The organism is Alkalihalobacillus bogoriensis ATCC BAA-922 (genome assembly GCF_000621445.1).
Lineage (GTDB): Bacteria > Bacillota > Bacilli > Bacillales > Bacillaceae_F > Bacillus_AO > Bacillus_AO bogoriense.
The window spans coordinates 21,726-38,724 of the sequence record NZ_JHYI01000010.1 but is presented as its reverse complement, the minus strand read 5'-3'; the positions used below and the strand labels follow the sequence as shown (position 1 = coordinate 38,724).

General features: G+C 37.0%; 18 protein-coding genes and 1 riboswitch. Of the genes, 7 read left to right on the top strand and 11 right to left on the bottom strand.

Features of this window, described 5'->3' with window-relative positions; translation table 11 throughout:
* The first annotated feature begins 54 nt into the window (after nucleotides 1–54).
* Nucleotides 55–1,284 carry an MFS transporter gene (locus T323_RS0102400; RefSeq protein ID WP_308417641.1) on the top strand — a complete coding sequence of 410 codons (1,230 nt, stop codon included), beginning with the start codon at nucleotides 55–57 and terminating at the stop codon, nucleotides 1,282–1,284.
* Nucleotides 1,285–1,340: 56 nt separating this feature from the next.
* Here T323_RS0102400 and T323_RS0102395 read toward each other — a convergent pair whose 3' ends face one another.
* Nucleotides 1,341–2,297, bottom strand: a complete 957-nt coding sequence (locus T323_RS0102395) for a DMT family transporter (protein ID WP_026671860.1) — start codon at nucleotides 2,295–2,297, stop codon at nucleotides 1,341–1,343.
* Nucleotides 2,298–2,372: 75 nt separating this feature from the next.
* Here T323_RS0102395 and T323_RS25720 point away from each other — a divergent pair, with 75 nt between their 5' ends.
* Nucleotides 2,373–2,939, top strand: coding sequence for a helix-turn-helix domain-containing protein (locus T323_RS25720; protein WP_051556312.1), 567 nt, complete (start codon nucleotides 2,373–2,375; stop codon nucleotides 2,937–2,939).
* A gap of 72 nt (nucleotides 2,940–3,011) precedes the next feature.
* On the opposite strand, the gene T323_RS0102385 is transcribed toward T323_RS25720, so the two are convergent.
* The 3 genes from T323_RS0102385 to T323_RS0102375 form a co-directional block, all read right to left on the bottom strand.
* The gene (locus T323_RS0102385; protein ID WP_026671859.1) at nucleotides 3,012–4,700 is read right to left on the bottom strand and encodes a methyl-accepting chemotaxis protein; all 1,689 of its coding nucleotides are present in this window, start codon (nucleotides 4,698–4,700) and stop codon (nucleotides 3,012–3,014) included.
* Nucleotides 4,701–5,158: 458 nt separating this feature from the next.
* Nucleotides 5,159–5,584 carry a metallothiol transferase FosB gene (gene fosB, locus T323_RS0102380; RefSeq protein WP_026671858.1) on the bottom strand — a complete coding sequence of 142 codons (426 nt, stop codon included), beginning with the start codon at nucleotides 5,582–5,584 and terminating at the stop codon, nucleotides 5,159–5,161.
* Nucleotides 5,584–5,841, bottom strand: a complete 258-nt coding sequence (locus tag T323_RS0102375; RefSeq protein WP_026671857.1) for a hypothetical protein — start codon at nucleotides 5,839–5,841, stop codon at nucleotides 5,584–5,586. The genes fosB and T323_RS0102375 overlap by 1 nt, the downstream gene beginning before the upstream one ends.
* Nucleotides 5,842–5,916: 75 nt before the next feature.
* Here T323_RS0102375 and T323_RS0102370 point away from each other — a divergent pair, with 75 nt between their 5' ends.
* Both T323_RS0102370 and yidD read left to right on the top strand, forming a co-directional pair.
* Nucleotides 5,917–6,522: a hypothetical protein gene (locus T323_RS0102370; RefSeq protein ID WP_026671856.1), complete on the top strand. Its 606-nt coding sequence runs from the start codon at nucleotides 5,917–5,919 to the stop codon at nucleotides 6,520–6,522.
* The gene (yidD, locus tag T323_RS0102365) at nucleotides 6,523–6,771 is read left to right on the top strand and encodes a membrane protein insertion efficiency factor YidD (protein WP_026671855.1); all 249 of its coding nucleotides are present in this window, start codon (nucleotides 6,523–6,525) and stop codon (nucleotides 6,769–6,771) included.
* Here yidD and T323_RS0102360 read toward each other — a convergent pair whose 3' ends face one another.
* Complete coding sequence (locus tag T323_RS0102360; protein ID WP_026671854.1) at nucleotides 6,772–7,746, bottom strand: YbgA family protein; 975 nt, start codon at nucleotides 7,744–7,746, stop codon at nucleotides 6,772–6,774. It lies immediately after the preceding gene.
* Nucleotides 7,747–7,929: 183 nt separating this feature from the next.
* Here T323_RS0102360 and T323_RS0102355 point away from each other — a divergent pair, with 183 nt between their 5' ends.
* Nucleotides 7,930–8,496 carry a hypothetical protein gene (locus T323_RS0102355; protein WP_026671853.1) on the top strand — a complete coding sequence of 189 codons (567 nt, stop codon included), beginning with the start codon at nucleotides 7,930–7,932 and terminating at the stop codon, nucleotides 8,494–8,496.
* Nucleotides 8,497–8,539: 43 nt separating this feature from the next.
* Here the strand turns inward: T323_RS0102355 and T323_RS0102350 are convergent, their stop codons facing one another.
* Nucleotides 8,540–9,235: a YhcN/YlaJ family sporulation lipoprotein gene (locus T323_RS0102350; protein ID WP_026671852.1), complete on the bottom strand. Its 696-nt coding sequence runs from the start codon at nucleotides 9,233–9,235 to the stop codon at nucleotides 8,540–8,542.
* A gap of 218 nt (nucleotides 9,236–9,453) precedes the next feature.
* Between T323_RS0102350 and T323_RS28250 the strand changes: the two genes are divergently transcribed.
* Complete coding sequence (locus T323_RS28250; protein WP_084309045.1) at nucleotides 9,454–9,600, top strand: aspartyl-phosphate phosphatase Spo0E family protein; 147 nt, start codon at nucleotides 9,454–9,456, stop codon at nucleotides 9,598–9,600.
* Nucleotides 9,601–9,644: 44 nt separating this feature from the next.
* On the opposite strand, the gene T323_RS29095 is transcribed toward T323_RS28250, so the two are convergent.
* Nucleotides 9,645–10,148, bottom strand: coding sequence for a YhcN/YlaJ family sporulation lipoprotein (locus T323_RS29095; RefSeq protein ID WP_026671851.1), 504 nt, complete (start codon nucleotides 10,146–10,148; stop codon nucleotides 9,645–9,647).
* Nucleotides 10,149–10,326: 178 nt separating this feature from the next.
* Nucleotides 10,327–10,510, top strand: a riboswitch (Lysine riboswitch).
* Between the two features lie 146 nt (nucleotides 10,511–10,656).
* Here T323_RS29095 and dapA point away from each other — a divergent pair.
* Nucleotides 10,657–11,544 carry a 4-hydroxy-tetrahydrodipicolinate synthase gene (gene dapA, locus T323_RS0102330; protein ID WP_026671850.1) on the top strand — a complete coding sequence of 296 codons (888 nt, stop codon included), beginning with the start codon at nucleotides 10,657–10,659 and terminating at the stop codon, nucleotides 11,542–11,544.
* 38 nt (nucleotides 11,545–11,582) lie between these two features.
* Here dapA and T323_RS25715 read toward each other — a convergent pair whose 3' ends face one another.
* From T323_RS25715 to T323_RS0102310, 4 genes are all read right to left on the bottom strand, one after another.
* Complete coding sequence (locus T323_RS25715; RefSeq protein ID WP_035177437.1) at nucleotides 11,583–12,530, bottom strand: DMT family transporter; 948 nt, start codon at nucleotides 12,528–12,530, stop codon at nucleotides 11,583–11,585.
* An 18-nt stretch (nucleotides 12,531–12,548) separates the two neighbouring features.
* Nucleotides 12,549–13,913, bottom strand: a complete 1,365-nt coding sequence (locus T323_RS25710; RefSeq protein WP_051556311.1) for a transporter permease — start codon at nucleotides 13,911–13,913, stop codon at nucleotides 12,549–12,551.
* A gap of 601 nt (nucleotides 13,914–14,514) precedes the next feature.
* Nucleotides 14,515–15,948, bottom strand: coding sequence for an aldehyde dehydrogenase family protein (locus T323_RS0102315; RefSeq protein WP_026671849.1), 1,434 nt, complete (start codon nucleotides 15,946–15,948; stop codon nucleotides 14,515–14,517).
* Nucleotides 15,949–15,964: 16 nt separating this feature from the next.
* Nucleotides 15,965–16,999, bottom strand: coding sequence for a homoserine dehydrogenase (locus T323_RS0102310; protein ID WP_035177434.1), 1,035 nt, complete (start codon nucleotides 16,997–16,999; stop codon nucleotides 15,965–15,967).

Genomic DNA, 16,999 nt, shown 5'->3' with positions numbered 1-16,999 from the left:
CACTCTCCCTTAATGTGTTGAAAACGATTATAATAGGAGAGGAAATCTTTTGCAATAAGAAAGGATGTTTTTCCCATTACAAAAACAAAAATTCTTTGGACCCTTTCCATTGCCCAATTTTTAGCGATGCAAGTGTGGTTTAACTTTTCTGCCGTTCTCCCTGTCGTTGAACAAGAATGGCAACTAACACCGACTCAATCTGGTATTATCATTGCTTTTTTTCATGTCGGCTATGTTGTCGCTATTATTGCCTATAGTATGTTAAGTGATAAATATAATCCAAAATATTCGTTTGTCTTTGGGGCTATTTTAGCAGGACTCTCTGGATTGTGCTTTAGTTTTTTTGCATCAGGGTTTTGGAGTGCGTTGTTATTGCGAACATTATCAGGAATCGGCATTGCCGGTATTTATGTGCCTGGGATGCGAATCTTGTCTAGTATCTTTCCTCCAAAACAACGCGGCAAAGCGATTGGCATTTATGTTGGTGCACTTGTAGTTGGCTCTGGCTCCTCTTTACTTGTTTCAGGTTTGCTTTTAGATTCTGTCGGGTGGAATGGTGTCATTACTGTTACTTCGCTTCTTTGCTTATTTGCTGCTATCCTTGTTTCTTTTTTAGCATTACCGCAAGAAGCATTTGCTTCAAGTGGTGAACCGTTACGATTATCGAAAATAAAAAAAGTGTTTCGCAAGCCTAATTTGCTCGTTAACGGTGGATATGCAGGTCATTGTTGGGAACTGTATGCGATGTGGGCATGGATTGGTCCATTTCTCGTTTATTATCTCATCACGCAAGGTTTTGAGACTTCAAGTGCCATACGATATGGCAATGTTTTTGGTGCTATTGTCATTATGGTTGGAGGGTTTGCTACTTATTATGGAGGCCGTTTATCGGATGCTATCGGACGAATTAAAGCCGCAAACATCTTTTTACTCATTAGTATTTTTTGTTCATTATCGATCGGATGGTTGCTTCAAGCCCCGATTTGGCTCATGGTTCTTATTGCTCTTCTTTACGGATTTACGATTGTTGCAGACTCACCAATTTACAATGTCGCCATTACTGAAGTGTCCGACCCAGATTCTGTTGCGATAGCACTTGGTGTACAATCTGTGTTCGGTTTTACTGTCACCATTTTTTCTCCAATCGTTTTTGGTGTTGTTCTTGACCACTTCCATTGGGGTGCAGCCTTTACCGTAATTGGTCTAGTAACAATCATTGCTCCTATTTGTTTATTTACTTTACAAAAAATCCAGCATACGACAGGGCTTTTTTTTACTAAATAAAAGTCCACTATAATTATGGAAGAAAGGAAATCTCAGATGATTTCCTTTCTTCCTGTTTAACTTGATTTTAGTTGTTTGTTTTGTTTTATATTTACACTTTTTGCTGAAGAAAGACTATGGAATATCATCCCAATCATAATGATAAGAATCCCTCCCCATGCTAACCAATTAGGAAGTGGTGTAGACAGAAGAAGCATTTCTCCAATAATTACAAAAATCACTTGTGTTGATTGCGTTGCTTCCACGGCAGCTAATTTTTCAGGAGCATTTCTAACTAAATCTGTCGCAAAAAAGAACAAAGTCGTCGCAATAACACCAGAACACAACCCAACAATAAAGGTTTGTGTGACTTGAGTTTGACTTGGTAAACCTACTGTAGCTATGCCAATTCCACTTAATACTAACCAAAACGGAAGTGAAGCAAGTAACATTCCTAGTATTCTTTGGAAAACATCTAATCGTCCACCACACACTTCCATCATTTTACGATTGCCTAACGGATACGCAAAGGCAGCTACAATAACTGGTAGAAACCCTAACAATACCATCGTCATAGAAACACTTTGGACATGGTGGAGTTGTATTAAGAGGATTCCAAGAAAAATCAATAACGAGATTTTTAATGATTTCATCGGAATTTTTGCCCGAATCCCGTTACCTTCTCGAAAAAACAGCGGAACAATTAAAATCCCTGCAATAATCGTAAATTGCCATGTACCAGAGAGTAACCACCCTGGTCCATATGCTGCTGCAAAAGTAATTGGGGCATAAAATAATACAAAACCAACAAAACTCCATAAAACCCATTGTAGTGGGTTGGTTTTAATTTCTTGGTATAAACCCTTAAGGTTTCCCCTCCAAAGTACGATAATAAAGAAAAAGGGAATCATGAATAAAAATCGCAATGATGAACTCCATATCCAGCTCCCACCAGAAAGTTCCATTGACCGATTAAAAATAAATGTAAATGCAAAAAATACAGACGCTAAAATACCTAATAAAATCCCTTTCATGTTTACCTCCAGTCCTTGTATTCAAATTATATTATAAAATCCGTAGAAACAGAATGTTTAAATGAGGAGATTAGCATGTCACAATTAGCAGATAACCATGAAAAACATTTAAAAATTACATTAGGCCAACGTTTACGTCGGCTAAGACAAAGTAAATATTTAAGCTTAGAAGAATTAGCAAAAATTACAAACGTCAGCAAACTAACATTAGGAAATATTGAACGCGGAGACGCAAACCCTTCCTTGTCAGTTATCTGGAAAATTTCCAGTGCGTTATCAGTTCCTCTTTCTTCTCTCTTAACACATGAAGATGAAATCATTTTAGCTAAAATCACAGATAAACAACCGCTAATGAGTGTGGATGATGTGCTTGTAACAGAACAAATGTTTTCAATAGACGGTTCAGAAATGTTTCGCTATTATTTTAAACCTCATTCTGTTTATAAACCTGTTATTCAAGCAAATACTTCGGTTCATATTATTACGGTTATGAAAGGTGAATTAACCGTCCAAATTAATAAAGAAGAACACCTTCTAAAGCAATTTGAAGCGATTCGATTTCATAGCAACTTCGACTACTCTTTTAAAAATAAAACATCTAATGAAGTTGTCTTCCAAGTTATTGTCCAAGATATGAACTAATCTTTAATGAAAAAACGCCATGAGACTAGCCTCCTCATGGCGTTTTTGTTTTTTGAGAATGATGATGTCGTTTTATTTTTTAAATTGTTCTACAATGCTAGACAATTCTTCAGACATCTTCGTTAAAGCTTCTGCTGACGATGTAATTTCCTGCATAGCAGCTAATGTTTCTTCTGAGCTTGCACTTACTGTTAATACACTTTGGGAAGAAGCTTCAGATAGTGATCTCATATTATCCACTAAAGCATGTGCTTCTTGGGTTTGAGCTGAAATATGTTGTGAAGTCGTTGACATTCCATCAATTTGCTCTTTAATATCTTTTAGAGAATCAATGATTAATGAAAATTTATTTTCTGTTTCTTTCGTAATTGATAGGCCTAATTCTACTTCAGCTTTCACTTCACCCATCATATCAACAGTATCTGTTGTTTGGCCTTGGATTTTTTCAATGATATGGTTAATTTGAACAACAGATTGTCCAGATTGCTCTGCCAATTTTCGGACTTCATCTGCTACAACAGAAAAGCCTTTCCCATGTTCTCCCGCTCTAGCAGCTTCTATCGCAGCATTTAATGCTAGTAGATTAGTTTGGTCTGCAATATCATTGATGACACGCAGAATCGTGCCAATTTGGTTAGACTGGACTAGCAATTCTTTGCTGACCGCATCCATTTTATTCACCGTTTCATTAATCGAAGTCATCCGAGTGACAGTTTGCTCGACAAGATGTCCCCCATCTTTCGCATGTGCAAATGACCCATCTGAATTGGCTGAAATCGCAGCTGCACTACTAGCAATTTCTTGTACACCTGCTGATACTGTTTGAAGTGCTTGTACACTCTTATCAGCAGCGCCCATTTGTTCATCTGAACCCTTTACTACTTCTTCAATAGATAATGCACTTTCCTCTGATGCCCTTGACGTTTCTTCTGCACTTGCAGATAATTGTTCAGCAGAAGCTGATACTTGTTGTGCATTCATACTAATAGAATTGATAACAAGTTTTAAATTTTCTGTCATTTTTGTAAATGCGTCTGTTAATATGCCAATCTCATCTTTTGTTTTACTTTGATCAATTTTAACGGTTAAATCACCTTTCGATACTTTATCCGCCGCGGCAGACAATTGTATAATTGGCTTTGAAATTCGATTTGAGATTACAATTCCAAAAGCAATGGCAACGATAATCGCAATAATACTCGTTATACCAATAACAATCATGGCTATTTGTTCACTTTGTTTTGTTGCCGCTTGTTCAGCCATAAGCCATTGTTCAATTTCAACAACAACCTCTTGTGTCACTCTATCCATAGACTGTCCTAATGGAAATACTCCTGTGACCGCTCGTCGCTGTGCTCCCTCAGGGTCATTCGCCGCAAGCTCAAACACCACTTCACTGCGCTCAATGATTTGCGTATTAATGTCTAATATCATTTGAAATTTTTCAATAATTTCAGCATCATTTGTCATCGCTATACCAGAGTTTGCTAGTGTTGTTACTTGCTCATTCGCTTGTTCAAATCCTTCTAAGTGATTACCCATTGTACCTTCTAACAAAAATCCCCGAATCGAACTAACTTGTAGGCTTACATTTCTTCCAATGTCTAATGAAGTTGAGCGTAGTTCCATAGCTTCTTGAAAGTCTTGATTCGTTTGACTAATCTTCAATACGTTTACAAATGTAAGAAGACTACCAATCATAAAAAGCAAAGAAACAAAAATAAAAGCAAAGAGCAACTTCCTTTTCAATGTTACATTCATATCGGACCCCCTTATTTTCTGTTGTATGTTTTATATTAAAATAATATCTTAATAGTATGACTATTGAATCATTTAGTCAAGATAATCCGAAGAAAATGTGACAAAAAACATCGTTTTCCGAAATAATAATCATTTTTTAGGATTAAAGGCTAATATAGAAAGAACTACAAACTGAAATATACAGTTTAAAAAAACACCTTTGAGTGTCATTTATTTCTCAAAGGTGTTTTTTAACTGCCCATTTCGTATATCGGTCATTTATTCCGCTATTCTATGAAAAATACGCTTTTTCCGATTGTGTTCGGACCTATGTTCCGCTATATGTTCAAAAAGGGGAAAATCAGCTCTATTTTTTCTAAAGCAACGGAACCAGTGTCCGTAAGAATTCCAAATATAGTAGTTTTCCTTACAATAACGGAACATATGTCCGAGCCATTGCTATCTTTCCAACACACCACTTAATAAAATGTCATATGCTGCTTTTCTTTTTTATAATAAGATAACCGGTCCTCTAATGTACCTGTATGTAGTTCTAATTTATGACCATCTGGGTCAAGAAAATAAAGGGACAGCTTATCTTTTTCATCTCGAGCACGACCTGGTAAAATGATAACGTCATTTTCAACTAATCGTTTTTTCCATTCTGAAAAGTCTGCTTCTGCAATCGTAAAAGCAATATGAGTATAAGATGGATTAGGGTTGATGTGACTACGATCAATTGATGCTTCCTCATTAAGAGCTAACCAAATCCCGTTCACATCAAAATAAGCTGTTGTATTTCCTTTTACTAGCAATTTTCCATTTAATACGTTTTCGTAAAAATGAATCGAGCGCTCAAGATTAGAAACAGAAAAACAAAGATGATTAATCCCCTTAATTTCCATTAGTGTGCTCCTCCAACTAATACAGCACCAACAAGTGATATTACCCCGATAACAGCAAGCGTTACTGGAACAATGGTTTTCCCTTTCCCTACTTTAAAGTACACAAAAGTTAAAATAAAGTAAATGATAAATCCTAACGTTACAAAAATAACGCCTTCGATTAACTGGGTTGTCTTATAAAGGTTTAGTTGAAACAATAATGCTGCAATACAAAACACATATAAGCCTACTCCAAAATAGTTGACCATTTTCATCATTCTCATCATCTCCTGTAGTATTGTTTGTTTATTTTATGTAAAATAAGCCTAGTACTTGTAAGGAAGAGGTTATCTATGATTACATTTGAACAGCAATATAAACAAATTCTAACCCCTCTTTGTTTTCATTGTCCAGAACGATACTTTGCCCCCGCACATGACGGGATTCCCCATGTTGGCTGTTGTAGTTACAGTCCAACATTTACACTGTTTGAACTTTATCAAGCGATTAAGGAAGACAAGCTTGAGTCGTTCAAACCTTATTTACAATATAATTTTATCATTGACGACTTTGAATTTAAAGTTCCTGCTATTGTGGATGAATCTTTTTTCACACTTGATGTCAGTGCTTTATCAGATAGTGAGCTAGAAGAACGAAAATTACCTTATTCTATTTGTCAATTTTTCAAGAAAAATCAAGGATGTTCTTTACACCCTGCTTTAAAAAATGCAACTTGTCGTTCTTTCATTTGCCCTACAGCAGAAGATACACTACAGCACGACCAACAACAACAAGTGGAAGCTTGGGTGAAATTAATTCAAGATGAAGCAAGATCATTCAATAATAAACATAAAGCCATTTTATCCGAACGGAATTTGACACTAGCGGAGAACTTAGTTGAAATTATCTCATATTTTAACACTGTTGCTTTTTCTGAGAAAAAGAAAGGAGAATCTTAAATGAAATGGCTTTTTATTGGCATATTTCGTTTTTACCAGCGGTTTATATCCCCTTTAACCCCGCCAACATGTCGTTTTTATCCAACTTGTTCTCATTATGGCATCGAAGCGCTTAAAAAGCACGGTGTGATAATTGGCGGTTGGTTAACGATAAAACGGATATTGAAATGTCACCCTTTCCACCCTGGTGGCATTGACCCCGTTCCAGAACCGAAAGAAAAGGAAGAGAAGAAAGTTAAGTCTACATGATTAACGGTAATCTCTTCCTTTACCCGAATCACTAATATCAATTAAGCTTTCTGGATATGGTTCAAAAAACGTTTGGTTTAATAAATATTCATTGTTAAACCGATGCGCCCATAGCTTTAAAATACTTACAACACTACTAATTGGCAATTTCTTTTCGCGATACTTCTCAAGTACTGATAAGAAATAATCTTTCTCTTGTGTCGTTAAATGAGCAGAAAAATAACCGAATATATGTTCAAATACATTTAGATTTGATGTGTATTTTGGCGCTTTCTGAAATAATTCAACGAGAGTTTCCTCATATTGCTCTACTACAAACTGTAATGGTAATTTCTTTTGATTCCCAACAATTTGTCCTAGTTTTTTTAATAATTGAGGGTTGTACGCCATAAATAAATATTTGTTTTCCTTATGAAATTCATTTAACAAATCCATTGACATCGATCGTTTTCGGTTTTTAAACTCAGCTAACGTGAACAACTTTGTTAAGAAATGTTCTCGAATACGAAAATTTTTTAATCGTCCTTCATCTTCAATCGCCACACCTGAATAGTTTTGAAGGATTTGGGTAGTAAATAAACCACTTCCCGTCTTCACAACATGAGCGGATTTATTTTCAGACTGATACACTTTTGCATCCGTAATCCCACAACTTGGCGAACGGTTTTTCAAAATAAATCCGTCCACATCTGTTTGCTCTTGTAAAAATTCGGTCGAAAATTCCGTCATAGCCGCTGTTAAGTCGACTCCTGTTTTTGGCTGTATTAACTTTTTTTCTTCACCATCCGCAATAAGTCGAATCGTCTCCCTCGGTGTTCCTAACCCAATTTCTATTTCAGGACAAACTGGAACAAACGTGACATAAGGCTTCAAGCGGCAAACGGTTTGATCAGACAATTTATCTCCATTATAACGGCATGCTGAAAATTCAAGGCACCGGCTAACTACAACAGTGGGTTTTACAAAATCCCGCATGATTTCCTCCTTCATTAGAACAAACATACTCCTCTTCACATTATCACCGGATATTGATGCATTCACTCAATGAAAAATTCACTTTTTGTTCCAACGATTGTTAGCATACTAGGAATAATGAATAAATACCCAAAAATTCATCATACTAACACTAAATGATAAAGCTTGAAAGAGAGGGTATTTATGAAAATTGTACAATTATTGTTTGCTCTCGTCGTAACACTTACGTTTTTATCTGGCTGTGGCCAAGACCAAGGAAGTGATATTGTCCGTAGTATGGAAGATGAAAAACAAAAAGGAGACCCACTCGATTTCGTAGAACGGCCTTCTATTAAAGAGCAAAACCGAGAACGCCAACCCGTTGATGGTGAGACTGTGGCTTACGCTGATCAGTTTGGCTATTTTTTAACTACGTTTTATGGACATATTACAAATATGAAACCGTATTTTTATGAAGAGCAAGGGGACCAACAACATCTTCAAACTGTAAAAAATGAACTTCAGGCCATTAAGAAAAAAAGTGATGTCATCTTTCAAATGCCTGTTCCAGAAGTATTTCAAGGACTCCATTTAAATCATGAAACAACTCGAATAGAATTAGATCTTTTTCAAGAAAAAATAGAAAACCAAGACCTACCAGCAAGTGACGAGTTTGAACAACATCGACTTTATTATGAAAATGTTGTCATTAATTTAAAACAGATGGAACGTGAATATAACCGAGTGATTGAAGAAGTTGGAATGAAGTAAGGAAATAGGGATACTCCGAGATAAAACGAGTATCCCTTCCTTTTTATTCTTCTGTAATTGTATCCATAATTTCTGCAAATGTAGCACCTATTTCCTCAAATGGTTCAGCAGTGCTCATGCCTCGTTCTAGTGCTTGGATTCTAGAAACCGTTCTTCGGTCTGTTGCAATATGAACACGTTCAAAGTTTTCTTTCTCTATTTCTGCTTCAATATCATCATGTAATTTTCTGCGATTTTGTTCAGAAGATTGGACGCCTACAAGCGTTTGCCCATCATGTGTAATGACATGAACATTTTCCACTTCTTTAAATGAGCGTACAATCTCTTTAATCGCATCTTCTTTTGATAACCCATCAATATTGGCCTCATATTGTTTTTCTAAATGCGGTTTATTGCTAAGCATATATTTATCACGCAATGTCCCAGGGCGATTCGTAAAAATACGTGGTCCGACTCGATTCGTTCCTTGTTCTTCAAACCCTAAATTGCGTTCTTTCGGTACATATTCATTTTCTCTCGCAATGTTTTCTGCTTGGTCAGTGCGTCCTTTTGGAGCCCAATCTGGAACCATCATATCGGAAAGTGGTCCTTCTAGCTCTCTCGCTTCATTTGTCCCTAATCCACTAAAACCTTCATCCCGGTTATTGTTTGTTCCCAATGGCTGTTTTTGTTCAATGACACAACCACTACTCGTAATGATTAAAAGAAATAGGACTGAAAAAATGGTTAATTTTTTCACTTTTCACGACTCCTTTCTTTTTTTAGTTTGTGTAATTTCACTTTGTCGACTCATGAAAAATGCAGACATTGTTGACAAGAATCATAAAAAATGTCGAAACTACACTAGTTTTAGCAAGTACTGACTTTTTTAGGGGAACTTGTTTATTATTTTTCAAAATTCGCTATAATATTTTTTGTTGTGCTTTTTCGATTATTAATAAAGGTGGAGAGTTTTACATGTTAGTTTTAGCAATTGAAACAAAAAGATATCAAATGATTGGCTTAGCCAAAAAATATGGCTATACTTCTGAGTTAACCGTAAAGTGTTCACAAGAATTGGACAAGCTGCTGAATATTGCCCAACATTCATTTTTTCGAGTTTAATTCTCGTTCGCATCGAGCTTATTATAAACAAACGGTCAGTTTCGCTACTGACCGTTCTGTTTTTTATATTGCTCTCGATATTCATTAAACTCTTGAAATAATTGTGTCCCTCGTGGTGGATGTTCTTTTGTTGTTCCACCTGTTCGTAATATATGGTCCGCTTTCTTAAGTTTGTCGTATGAATCATTGTCGGCAAAAACATATATATCGACATCATCTACTTCGTCAGCAATTTCATTGTGTATTCGATGGACAAGTTCTTTGTCGGTTTGTTCTTCTTTAAATACAACACCTGTGAGAACGAAATCGTCATACAGTACAATTCGCACATCTTCTACGTTTTCAAATGTTTTTACTTTTTCCGCTATCGTATCAAGTGTGGCAACATCATACGTGGATTCTTCCGTTACCCTTGTATACACATCTTGTTGCGTCGGTACATTAGGAATCATTTGTGTTTGTGGTGAAAACTGATGTTGGTCACTTGGATTAAAACAAGCCGAAAGAAGTCCAATGGACATGATAACGACAAATCCAATTTTCTTCATTCTTATCACCCCTTTTTCTTATTAGCTTGAATGGATTGCCGATTTTTTAAACTGTTAGTTATACCCAAGGAAAATCAGGAGAAAATTAAAAAGAATTATGAAATACCATTGCAATCATGAATTATATTTGATAAGGTAGACACAACAAATCGATAATTACTTTACTTCAACCATTTGAAGTGAGAGTAGAGGCGCAAAGACCAATAGTATCTAATTGGAGGAGAATGAGCTCTGTTGATGATTGGAAAAAGGGGGATTTGCCGAAGCCAATAGAAACTCATGTTCTAAAGGCTGGTTCTGTTCTGAAAAAGTGCAGAACTGTCATATAGTCAAAACTGACTATATGGAGGGCTATCTCACGCAAGGAAGAATCATTCCTGCAACAATGAGAGCCTCATTGTTGTTTTTTTGCGTATTCTGCTTCGCGCAGAATAGAAGATAAGCTCTATTCAAACAACAGAGTGAAAGATAATCTGTGAAAAAAAATCTTGAATAGAGGGTGAAGAAAATGAATTTTGGAAAAGTCATCACTGCGATGGTCACACCTTTTGACCAAGCCGGACACGTCGACTTTCAAGCAACAGAACAATTAGTGAATCATTTATTGGCAAACGGAACCGATGCGATTGTCGTCGGTGGCACAACAGGTGAATCACCGACATTATCTACGGAAGAAAAAGTACAGCTTTTTTATCAAGTTGTTCGTGTTGTCCAAGGAAGAGTTCCAGTCATAGCTGGAACAGGATCTAATAATACACAAGCGTCCATTACACTAACAGAAGCAGCAAAAGAAGCCGGTGTTGACGCCGTCATGCTTGTTGCTCCTTATTACAATAAACCTTCTCAAGAAGGCATGTATCAACATTTTAAAGCAATTGCCGAATCAACCGATCTTCCCATAATGATTTATAATATCCCAGGTCGAAGCGTTGTAAACATCGATGTCGATACAACCGTTCGTTTATCGAAAATAAAAAATATAGTTGCAACTAAAGAAGCAAGTGGCGACTTAGACGCGATGGCACGCATTATTGCCGAAACCGATGACAACTTTACTTTATATAGTGGGGATGACAGTTTAACATTACCAGTTCTTTCTATCGGCGGCGCTGGTGTCGTATCTGTTGCTTCCCATATTATCGGAAATGAAATGCAAGATATGGTAGCTAGCTTTTTACAAGGCCATGTACAGCATGCTGCTTTATTGCACAGACAATTATTACCTACGATGAAAGCATTATTTAGCGCACCAAACCCAACGCCAGTAAAAGCGGCATTAGAATTAAAAGGAATTTCTGTTGGTTCTGTTCGACTTCCTCTCGTCCCATTAACAGAAGAAGAAGTACAACAGCTTCAAGCCATTATTCAACCAGCCATGACGTATTATGTTAGTTAGAGTTAAAAAGCATCGGGAAGAGTCCCGATGCTTTTTATTTACCCTGTTTTCTCGAATACTTGTTGTTTTTTCGCAAGTCGTTTTCGGCGTTTTTCATCAACATACCCTGTTCCAAAAAGGACACCGATAATAATGAAAACAAATCCAAATAGCTGAATAAATCGAATTTCTTCTCCTAAAAATAAAGCGGAAAAGATTAACCCAAAAAACGGAACAAAATTATTAAAAATCGCCGTCTCCCCTGCTCCTAATTTATGAATTGCTTCATTGTACAAAATATGACCAATTGCTGTAGCACCGATGGCAGAGCAAAGAAAAACTGCGAGTAACAGCCATGTTGTTGATTCATACATGACAGACATGGTTTGAGGTTCAAAGAAAAAGCTAACAAGAAACAATCCAATTGAACCAATGAGAAGCATCATGGCAGTCATTTGTTTAGAATCTAATGTATTTGTACCTCTTTTTATATAAATAAAACTTAACGCTTGCACAAACATCGCCATCAAGATGAAAAGATCACCTATCTCAATTTTCCCAAATTGAGATGAACCCATCAAGATGATGAGTGATACACCGATTAACGCAAAAATAATACCAACGATTCGTAATGGACTAAGCTTATCTTTTAACATCATAGCAGCTAATAATGATGTAGTTAACGGAAGTAATGCCAAAATTAACACCGCATTAGAAGCGGTAGTTAATGATAACCCCTGGGATAGAAAAGCGTGATGTGCAACAACACCAAAAATAGCCCCTAACCCAATATTTTTCCATTCCGACTTTGTGACTCTCTTAAATTTACGAAAACATAGCACAACTAAGCCTACAACAACCCCAGCCGTCAAAATACGAAAAGCGGTCATTGTCACCGGCGGAAAAGCCTCGACTAATATTTTCAAAAACACTACATTTAATCCCCACGCAATCATGACGACCATCACTAACAAATATGTACTAACATTTGAACTTTTTGTCTCCATAAAATTCCCTTCTTTTCGTTACACAAGATGCAAAACTAAAAATAAATATAAAATAAACGGTAACACAATGACATTCGTAAACACAAACAATATGTTTTGTTTCATAAACAAAAACGGTGAGCGATTCGCCAACCCAGCCGTCATTAATATGGAGCCAGAAAATGGTGATAATTGTGTCGCTAATGTCCATGCCACAAGTAATAACAACGCCATATATTCCGCACTTACACCAAAAACATCAGGAGACAATGAACTCCCGATTCCAATGACAATGACAACAGGATGAATGCCAATCATCGCTAGTGCAATCGCAAATAAAATGACTAAAAACGACATGGCCAATATGGATCCAAAGGAAAGTTCAAAAATAAACTGGGAAATTTGTGTCCCTATCGTTGTATAAGATAAAGCTCCTCCAAAAAATCCAGCACTAATAAAAATGACAATCTCATTTTTTAAGCGCGCAAACGACGTTTTCATCGACTGAACGGAATCTTGAACAAACAAACGGAGACGTTTTGTAGTAATTGCCCATAAGAGCGGATACGCTAAAGCAAGAATAGAAACAATCGTTAACATATTCACATCTGACAACGCATCAAATAAAAAAGAACACCCAAATAATCCAATAAAGAAGAACATGACTGGGCGGATCGATGGAGATTGGTTCCCTTTTAACGTCGTTGGTTCTGTAATGATTCCTTCATCTTGTGGAATTCGTATATGATAAAAGAAAAACGCACTAATAAGAAGGTAGACAAGCCCAAGAGAAAATCCAAGCGCACCAATCATTTTCCACTCGACATGGAACAACGATAACACTAATCCAACATTAACAAAATATGGCGACCAAAACATACAAAAAGCAAACGAACGCAAGACAACAAGCAATAATTTACTGCGGTCAAACGAACGAAAACTCCCTTCTGCAATTCGATGAACAATGGCCATCGATCCTAAATTTAATACCGACCCCATCGTTGCTGTTAATAAAGAACTTAGACGGTAAGGATGATTTTCGTTTCTCGTTTCTAACAAATGCTTTATTTTATTCAAATAACCTGCACTTGATAAAAATACTCCTATAAAAGGAACGAATAAAAATAAGGTTAATAGATTAATATTCGCACCAAACCCGATCATGATTTCATTTACGGATATGCCTTCAGTAAAATAAATGAAAAAACCAATCAAAACTAAAAGCGAGGCGATCATTTGATTAATTTTTCCTACTATCGGAATCGCACAAAGAACAAGAAAAAAGGCAATGAAGCTATAAGTTAGCGTAAGCCATTGTTGTTCAATAAAAACGGAAAAGAGATAAAGGAAGGCTGTGACATAACTCCCTATACTGACTAGTAATATAAATTGTTCCTTATTCACGATGACACCAGCTTTCTTTCGTCACTCAAACTATCTCTATCCTAACATGAAATTCATTCCATCGTTACAAAAAAAGAACCTGTACTTATATAAGTACAGGCTAAACTGTAGACAAAACACCTTCTCATTTTTGCGGTCAGAGCAGCCGTTTTTTGTGAACATCATACGGGTTTCCGTTTTTTGGCGACCACAGGAGCGCTTATTCACGCAAAAGCTACTCTATTCCTAACGATATTTTATGATTAACTGCTCCTGTGTCCACCAACGTTCCAAAACGCTAGCCATGTTCACAGATAACGGTTTTCATGGCCGCTTACTATACAATAAGAAAACGCGGGAGCGTCTTTTCGTCTCAAGCGAAGTGCGGAGCCTTCGCTCTCCTTGAATAAATCTTCAAAACTTCACTGCTACACCAAAACCTTTCTTATCTTTCAAAAAAACCTGTACTTATAAAAGTACAGGTATGATGTTATTCGTGAGCTTTTCTGTAATCAATTGTATAAAATCTGCTCCTGGAATGAGGCACACCTTTCGTCATCCCTCCCATCCCATCCGCTTTTTTATCTACGGTCTAATAAAACACAAGTTCACTTTATGATTTTTATAATTGAAAACAAACGACTCTAGGTTCTGTCATTTCTTGAATCGAATATTTTACCCCTTCTCTTCCAATTCCTGATTGTTTCACGCCACCAAATGGCATCGCATCAATCCGATAATCACTACTATCATTGATTAAAATGCCACCAACGTGGAGTTTTGCGACAGCTTTAAATGCCGCTTTTATATTTTCTGTAAAAATACCAGCTTGCAAGCCATATTTAACCGCATTTGCTTTTTCAATTGCTTCATCTAGATTTGTAAAAGGAAACAAAAGGACTACCGGGCCAAAAATTTCTTCTGTGGCAAGTTCACTTTTTTCATGAACATCTGTCAAAACTGTCGGCTGTAAAAATGCACCATTTCTTTCTCCGCCGCAAAGCAATGTAGCTCCTTCTTCAATGCCTTTATCAATTAATGCTTTGACGCGGATCGCTTCTTTTTCTGTAATTAATGGTCCCATGTCTGTCGTTTCATTTAATTTTAACCCTGTATGGTATCGTTTTGTTAGTTCGACAAATCGAGAACAGAACGCCTTAAAGCGACTTTCCTCAATAAAAATCCGTTGTACACCTAAGCAGTTTTGTCCTGCAGCCCAAAAGGCACCTGAAACACATGCTTTCACCGCATCATCCACATTCGCATCTTCTAACACAATAACTGGTGAGTTTGAACCGAGCTCCATACTTATTTTTTTTAATCCCGCTTTTTTTGTAATCGCTAAGCCTGCGTCAACACCACCGGTAAAAGAAATCATTTGGACATCTGGATGACAAACTAACACATCACCAATTTCATGGCCATACCCAGTGATTACGGACAAGATTTTTTTCGGAAGTCCCGCTTCACAAAAAACTTCGGCTAACTTCAATGCACTTAAAGGCGTGACACTCGCTGGCTTTACGATAATCGCATTTCCACTCGCTATCGCTGGACCAATTTTATGTGCGACTAAATTAAGAGGGTCATTAAATGGTGTAATCGCTCCGATAATTCCAATTGGGAACCGATAAAAATAGCCTACACGGTTTTCACTTCCTTTTGCTTGGTCAAACGCAATCGTTTCGCCCCCAATTTGTCGTGCTTCTTCTCCACTAAGCCGAATTGTTTCAATACAACGCTCTACTTCTTTTCGGGCTTCTTTTATCGTTTTACTACCTTCTGTTGCTATCGTGTATGCAAATGCTTCTTTTTCTTTCTCAATAAGATGAGCCGCTTTTCGTAAAATGTCCATTCGCTCATGAACCGATAAGTTTGACGCCATCTTTGCTCCTTCTTTTGCGATTTCGATCGCTTTTTCCATATCAGAAGAGGAGGCTGCTGGTACTGTTGTTATGAATTGATTGTCTTCAGGGTTTCTCACTTCAATTGTTCGTTCCCGGTCCACCCATTCGCCCCCAAGTAACATTTTTCTTCCTGACACTTTCGTATACATGGCCATCCTCCTTTCATTACAGTTGATTTCTCGCTATATTTAAAATGTCGATTAGTAACGAGTAGCCTGTTTCCAATCGACCTGCTCCAGCACCTGTTAACGTAATCGAACCTGCTAAGTCACAGTCAAACTGAATCGCATTGACTGCTCCATATGCCGAAGCTAACGGGTCATTTTCACTTATTTTTTCTGGTTTCACTGTCGCTTCAACACCAGATTTGTGTTTGGTAATTTTCCCTAATAGCTTCCAACGATACCCTTCTTCTTTTGCTTGCTCGATATCTTCCATTGAGATAGTATCAATTCCGATACACTCCACATCATCGACTTGTAATGGAAAACCTAATACTGTATTTGCTAAAATGACGACTTTATATTTTGCATCATATCCTTTTATATCACTTGTTGAGTCTGCTTCGGCATAGCCTTTTTCTTGCGCATCTTTAAGCGCATCTTCAAATGGAAAACCTTCCTCCATTTTCGTTAAAATATAATTAGTCGTTCCATTTAAAATGCCACGAATTTCAGTTATATCGTTTCCAATGAGCGATGTTAACGGCATTCGTAAAGCTGGTGTTCCACTCATCACCGTTCCTTCAATCCCAAATCGGACATTGTGCTTTTGAGCGAGTTCTGTTAATGATTGAAACGCTAACGCAACAGGACCTTTATTACTTAACACCACATGTTTTCCACATTGAAACGCTGTTTTACAATGGTCAATAGCAGGTTGACCTGTTTTGACATCGGTATATGTGACTTCCACGATAACATCGGCATTTGTTTCTTCAATTGTCGCAAAACTATCTTTTCCGCGTACAAGATTTTTTTCATCGGGGTAATAAGAGAGGTGACCACCTGTTTTAATCGCTTCAAGTGTTTTCGTTACATTCAACCCATTTGGATTATAAATAGCGCCTTTCATTACATCGGAGATCGCCACAATATCGAGATTGACACCTGTCTCCTTTTGAATCGATTCTTTTTTTCTTTCTATTATTTCCGCCAAACCTTGCCCAACAGTTCCAAACCCTAATAAAGCCAATTTCAT